A 6,795-nucleotide genomic window follows, 5' to 3' on the forward strand; every position below is an offset into this window, starting at 1 on the left:
GGTCACCTTCTCACGCGATGAATATGGCAGCGCCAGCCATATGACCTTGTCGCTGACCAGCATCAATTACCAGGAGACGGGTTCAGGCCTGGTCACCACCAGTGTTGAGGTCAGGAACCATTCGACCTCGCTGATGACCTCGATGGAAGAGTTCTTCTACAACAACAGTGAATCGCTGGAATTGACCGGTGCCGCCACGGGGTTCGACTTTAACTCCTCCCGTCATTCGGGTTTGGTGGGTTACTTTGACAACTCGACTGCCACCCTGGTCCGGCACAACGAATCACGCAGTACGTTCACCGCCTTGCAGGTTGCGGATTATGCCAACTCGCAAGGCATGCTCGGAGAATACTCTGATGGCGAGTATTCCTACTCCAGCATGTCGTACCAGTCGACTGCTACTCTCTCATCGCTGGCAACCGCAACTTCATTGAATACGCTCCTCAATAAAGATGTTTATCGCATGCTCGATGCCATGCCTGACAGTAACGGCATGAGCATGAACTCCGATCCAGGTGATGGTGCCGTCGGTTCCAGCACTTCTTCATCCAGTGGCAACAGTATCGTTACCTACATCAACAATCTGCGGGTGGTGACGGACACCACGAGCACGAGCGCATCGTCCGGGCTGGAGACTTATTCATCGCTGGGGCAGTATGCCAACTTCTCGACGAGCCTGACGAGTTTTTCGCATCGTTCCAGCGGGCAGAGCCTGTCGACGATGAACTTCACGGAGATGCTCACCGGTACGATGTCCGAAAGCTCGCTGGGCAGCCATGCCAGTGAAAGTGGCGGCGGGTCTACTGCGGGTTCAGGGATTCGGAACGGTTCGGGCGCTTCCACCAGCGGCGGATTGACCAATGGCGGCGCGCTGTTCACCTACAACACCGAGACGACGGGTCATGCTTATTCGAGTATGGTATTCAGTACCCGGCAGGAGGGGAACATCCCGGCTGACCTGGGCACCGAACTGACGTATTACGAGTCGCGGGTGACGTTGTCGGCGGAGCAGTATGCGGAGGAAGAGGAGGTGCTGACCGAGTTCATCCGCACGATGACACAGACCGATGGTACGTCGGACGACACGGGAAGCAGTTCGATGCTGGTGCCGCAACCGTTCAGCGGGCCCTATGAATATGAAGCAGATGACCGGACGAACGACTCCTCGCAGACAGTGACGCATGGTTTCGAAGCGACCCGCACGGGGTTGCGGGAGTCGTTTGCCGAGCAGTTCCGCACCAGTTACGAGTATGGCACCTACAGCGAGGGGGATTACAACCTTTCGTCTGCCACGTACTACAGTATCGAAACGGCGACGGTGTCGTTCTCGCATACGTCGGTGCTGGAGAATGAAACCACCGTCGAGAAGGCGGGGTATAACCATCGCGTCAACAACTGGGCTCATTCAGGATCGAGTGACAAGTACACGGCTGACAACGAGACGCATACGCACGACACGATCCAACGTTCGGTGCAGACGATTGTTACTGCGGGCAACAGCAGCAGTGTCGACAAGCGGTTTGAGCAGGGTGTTTATTCTCATGGTTCGTACAGCTACAGTTCGATTGCTTACGATGCTCATTATTATGCGTCTACCTCGGCTATTTCATCCATCGAGTCGTCGATGTTCACGGCGACCGAGTATGGTCGGCGGACTATCACCGATATGTCAGCGACGCAGAATCATTGGAACAATTTGAATAAGCCGACCGGGTTCGTGCTGATCGAGTGGTTTGCGGAGTTTACGCAGTCGATCACCGGTATCGAGAGTGATATTACAAGCTCCGCCAGGGATGAGCATTACACCAGCGTCATTCGGGGCACATCGTCGGGGCAGGACTTCAGCTTCTCGCTGATCAGCTCGACCTATGAAGCTACAACGACGGACAGTGTTTCGAACGGAACCAGCTTCACTTCGCTGTTCACCGGTTACCACACGACCGGGCTGGTCGGTGTCTATCGTGACATCGAAGGGGAGATCAACTCGAGCGTCAACGTCAACCAGACCAGTTCTACGTTTATCAACAAGCAGCACCTGGGGTCGATGTACAACGGCGTGGCATGCGTCGTGTACGACAAGACGCTCAGCGAAGCCAGCCAGACGATCACCAACAGCAGCAGTTATGTCATCAGCTACGAAGGGGATCATGCTGACTTTGAAGTTTACAGCTACGATTCGTCGGATGTGACGATCACCAATGGCTACTCGATGCAGGAGTATTCGGAAGTGTCGTTTGATCCGGGGGAGACGGATCCGTGGAGCCTGGTCAGCTACACGTCGATCAACACGGTGACCAACGGCTACACCTACGATGAAGAATCGATCTTCAATCTGTCACAGCGATGGACGACATCGGGTGGTGGGTCGAACGGTTCGCACACTTACAACCACGAACGGGAACGGACGGATACAGGCAGTTTCGACGTGACGTTTGTTGAAGAGAAGTATGGCTACTCGGAGCCTGATGGATCAGGCGGATACAGCTTCGTCTTCGATGATTACTCGATCACCAACAGTTACACCGAAGATGGGGAGTATACCAACGTTGGGTTCGCGGAATCGTTCGGTGTGATCACCGCGATGTTCTTCGGGGCATCCACGTATGAGCATCGTTACGACTGGGACAAGGAACGGGAGCGTGATGGTTCGGGCAGTGAGTCTATTACAGGGCACACGACAGGTGGTGAGTTTGAGTACGACTCGTACAGCAAAAGCTTCTCACGCGATGACACCGGCGATTACTTCGGCGTGCATCAGTCAGCAGGCACAGGTTCGCTCTACTTCTGGTCGCATGCCACGCTCATTTACGATGAGACTCTGGAATATCGTCACACCGCAGACCTGGATGAATACGAAGTCAGCATCGACTTCGCAGCACCGTGGACATTGACGTACACGACCGACAGCACGCCACTGACCACGATGACGGGGGCGACGCTGGAGACGCATACCGATAGTGGGGAGGATGAAAAGAAGGTGCCAGCGCCGCCGATGCCGCTGGCGATGAATTTCCAGGGGGCGAAGAACCCTGATTACTATGGTTTGTCTGACAGAGTTGTGGCAAGCTATGGAGATAAAAAGACTGCTCCTAGTGGCGGAGGTGGGAATGGGAATTACCGCATAGCACCTATTGCGTCGGATGGTTCCACGCCTTCAGTTTCAGCAGGTAATAAACATGGACAGACAATATTAAAAGGCCAAAGGGTTGATGGAAAAAGAATTCAAGACGAGGATGATTTGCCTAAACCTAAGGATGGGTACTATTGGCAATCTTATCCCGATCTGTCGGACAATATTGGCAAAACGCCCGAAATGCGAGCCCGTCCAGGTTGGGTGGAAACAGAAATTAACGAGAATACCAGAGTTGATTCAGCGATTACCAAGTTAACGCCTGCTCAGCGTAGGGAATTGGTGATACTGATTGCATCAGAATTGGCTCCCGGGCTGGCGCAAGAGCAGATTCGAGAAGCCATCCGCATGTTGCCTCTTCTCGTTGGTGTTGGCGTGGCGGCAAATCTACATCCCGCTACCAAGGCAGCTTTCAATGGGGCAATGTACTTGCTGGGGATCCACGGTATTACCAGTGAAGCCTTGAAGATCCTCATGGCGTTATACAAGGCCGGTGATGCATACAACATGGAGCAGATTGCCAGGTTGGCCACTGAACTGGCTGAGGGTGCAGCAGGTCTTGCAGCGAACGGTATTTTAGCAGGTGTCGCCAGGTCACATGGACAACTGGTGAAGGTGAATGGTCCACTTACTGCAGCAAGCAAGCGGGCTTTAGTTAAGGATATGCTTAGGAGGCTTATCTATGAGCAAGATGGATCGTTGAGGGTTGCGCCAGCACCATACCATGGTCCGAAGAGTAGATACACTGAAGGTTATCCGAACCGATCGGCTCTTGGAAAGACACCCACGCCTCGGGATGCTGAAGCAGTGTACGGTCGCGCGATACCTGACCCAGACAACACCGACGCCGTTAGGCAATCATGGTATGGTCGATCTGCTGACGGGAAGTACTACCGCTACCAAGGAACAAACGGCGAAGTCCACTTCAATGGCATTATCGACTGGGATAAACTACCTTCATACATCAGATACCGGTTTAAACAACAGGGATTTAATTCGTGATTATCGGACAGCCACAAGAATTCGCAATTGAGCATACGATATGCTACTCAGACATGCGAGTGCGTCTCGGTGATTTCTTCATTTGGGCACATGGCAACCAAATCGGAGATCGTGATGGTGCATTTGATCTTGATTTCATAATTGACGGACTGTGCTATCCAATCTTGATGCAAAACTTCGATAACTGGAAGCTCGACGACTTGGATACAGATGCGCTGATAGTTTACTTAACCGGGGTCTTGGATTCGGGGTCGCCCTTGTTCAACGACCGCATTGGAGAGCGTCGCCCAGTTCGTCATATGATTATCTCAGCTTATAATAGCGAGGGATTTGACGAGTACTTTCTTAGTGTTATTATTGCGAAAGATCGGTATTGCCGCGTGATTTGGAAGGAGCGGAGCGACACTCACGGACATGAAATCCGTATTCCCATAGAGCTCTATCAGTCGGTCATCATATCAACATACGAACAAATCTGTTCGCAGACTGGTAGAGGCTCGCCAATGCTTACATGGCTCAAAATGAAAGAGATGGAAAAAGAGAGAGTTCGACTCAATGTACTCGCACAACAACCTCGCCTCTCGAACATTAATAAAAAACTCGATCTTGAGATCGAGTGCATTCGCAACGTATACCGTCAGGTACAATAGTGACCGAAAAGCCAAAACTGAACAGACAAACACGAAGAACCAAACACGAATGACCATGATGAGAAGAAGGGACTCAAAACTGTTGCAGAAAGCTGACCGAGTCAGCCACTCACGCCGCTCGACGGTGGTAACTGTTCAACAAGCCGCCCAGCTGGGGTGTAGAAAGAAACTTCTCCAATACACGACGATTAACAGCGAAGCCCTCCATAGAGATGTTTCCACCCAAAACATCTCTACTACACCGAAAGAGATAAGTGTGACGGTTAACAGCGATTATGAAGAACGTTGCTGTAACCTGTTGATTAACAATGACTTCTGATGGTGAGAATTTCTCCGTCAGGTACAATAGTGACCGAAAAGCCAGAACTGAACAGACAAACACGAAGTCCCGATCACGAACGTTCATGAGAGAGAAATGGACCCAAATCTTGGCGATAACTGGCGAGTGGCTACCAACTCACGCCGCTCGGCGACGATAGCTGTTCAAAAGACCACCCAACCGGGGTACAGAAACTATCGCACTGGCTTTGTCAGAGTCTTTCCACTTCCGAATACGCCGTTTTGTCAGCGGTACATTGCCTATGCCTTGGTGCGCTCGTTCCGTGTTGTAATAATCAACGTAGCAGGTGGCAATGTGACGCAGATGATCCTCACCGAAGCAGATGAAATGATCCAAGGCTTCCTGCTTGATGCTCTGCACAAACCGTTCAGCATAGGCATTCATATTGGGCTTCTGCGGGCCAACCCGTTTCACCTCCACGCCTTCAGCCTTGAGTATGGATACAAAGTCCCTGGTATACTTGGTATCGAAATCACAGATCAAGGATTCCGGCTTCACTTTTTCCTTGTCCCACTGCATGCAAACATTCCTGGCTTGTTGCTTCATCCAAGTATTATCCGGATTCGTCGTGAGACCACCCAGAATGACACGCCTCGATTCAATATGAATGAAGAACAACACGAAAACATCCACGAATCCCCTGAGAGTCCACACCTTCTTGCTGAAGAAATCCGTGGCCCACAAGGTTTGTGCATGCTGCTTGATAAAGTCTTCCCAGGGCTTGTCGCCGCGCTCGGGACAGGGATCAATACCTGCAGCAATCAGGATGTTCTTCACGGTGGTATCACAGATCTTGATTCCCAACTTTTTCAGTTCCCCGTGAATCTTGCCATACCCCCAGATGTTCTCCTTAGCCAATCGTATGACGAGCACCTTAATCTCATCATCAGTCATCGGGCGTCCTGGCTTCTTCTTGGCCTTCTTCGGACGACCCAGTTCCCGTCGTTCTTCCCGAACCCAGCGCAAAAAGGTGTCTGGCGTGACAATGCCGATCAGTTCCTTGATAGCCTTGCCAACCGGCTTGCCAAACCGCAACAACTGTCGGCGCTCTTTGTCTGTCACCACGATTCGCTTGGTCAATCGCTTTCGCAGAATGCCGTTTTCCTTCTTGAGATATTGCACCTGCTTGGCCAGTTGCCGGTCAGTCGCCGTGGCAAGCATTACCAGAAACGATTGCATCAGAGCCTTCATCCTGTCGTTCTCCACAAGTTCAAAGCTGCCAACGTGATGACATCATTTTTCCACCCCGCCAGACTACCGAATCAGCAGACAATTCGCGATCAAAATCGGCTGGTGCAGCGAGCAAATCTGGAGCAGGGAAAGGGACATCTCTCCTACAGCCTGGTTAACGCCAAACCGCTTGGTAGAGAGAAATCGAGGTATTTTCTCTCTACCAGGGTGGAGAGAGGTTTTTCGTGGGTTAACAGCCTTTTATGATTTGGTTTGACGTAAGTAGATAATTATCAACAGCTTCCAATGACTAGCTATCTCTACACTTTAATGAGAGAGAACATCTTGAAGCGCGCCCTACCCGGGGAGCTTGCAAGCCTTCATCGAGGCTTTATCTACAACACGGTTCACGCACCACGCCAGGCAGAGAGTCTGGCGTTTTTGCGTTGATAGTTGGCGAGTTTTGGAACTGAACTGCGGGCTATTAAACGGCCAAGAGAACA

Annotated in this window: 3 protein-coding genes; 2 read left to right on the forward strand and 1 reads right to left on the reverse strand. The window is 51.6% G+C overall.

Translation table 11 applies throughout. The features are described from left to right. Both JNJ77_16730 and JNJ77_16735 read left to right on the forward strand, forming a co-directional pair. Positions 1-4,132, forward strand: a 4,132-nt coding sequence (locus tag JNJ77_16730) for a hypothetical protein (GenBank protein MBL8824233.1), incomplete at its 5' end; no start/stop codon positions are given. Further along, on the forward strand, positions 4,129-4,782 hold the full coding sequence (locus tag JNJ77_16735; GenBank protein MBL8824234.1) for a hypothetical protein: 654 nt from the start codon (positions 4,129-4,131) through the stop codon (positions 4,780-4,782). The genes JNJ77_16730 and JNJ77_16735, both read left to right, overlap by 4 nt. A 457-nt stretch (positions 4,783-5,239) precedes the next feature. On the opposite strand, the gene JNJ77_16740 is transcribed toward JNJ77_16735, so the two are convergent. After that, on the reverse strand, positions 5,240-6,313 hold the full coding sequence (locus JNJ77_16740) for a transposase (GenBank protein ID MBL8824235.1): 1,074 nt from the start codon (positions 6,311-6,313) through the stop codon (positions 5,240-5,242). Between the last annotated feature and the right edge of the window lie 482 nt (positions 6,314-6,795).

The organism is Planctomycetia bacterium, assembly GCA_016795155.1.
In the GTDB taxonomy this organism is placed as follows: Bacteria; Planctomycetota; Planctomycetia; order Gemmatales; family HRBIN36; genus JAEUIE01.

What these genes read in the sequence shown, in the direction of transcription:
- JNJ77_16740 (MBL8824235.1), bottom strand. Translation starts at nt 6,313, where the DNA reads ATGAAGGCTCTGATGCAATCGTTTCTGGTAATGCTTGCCACGGCGACT.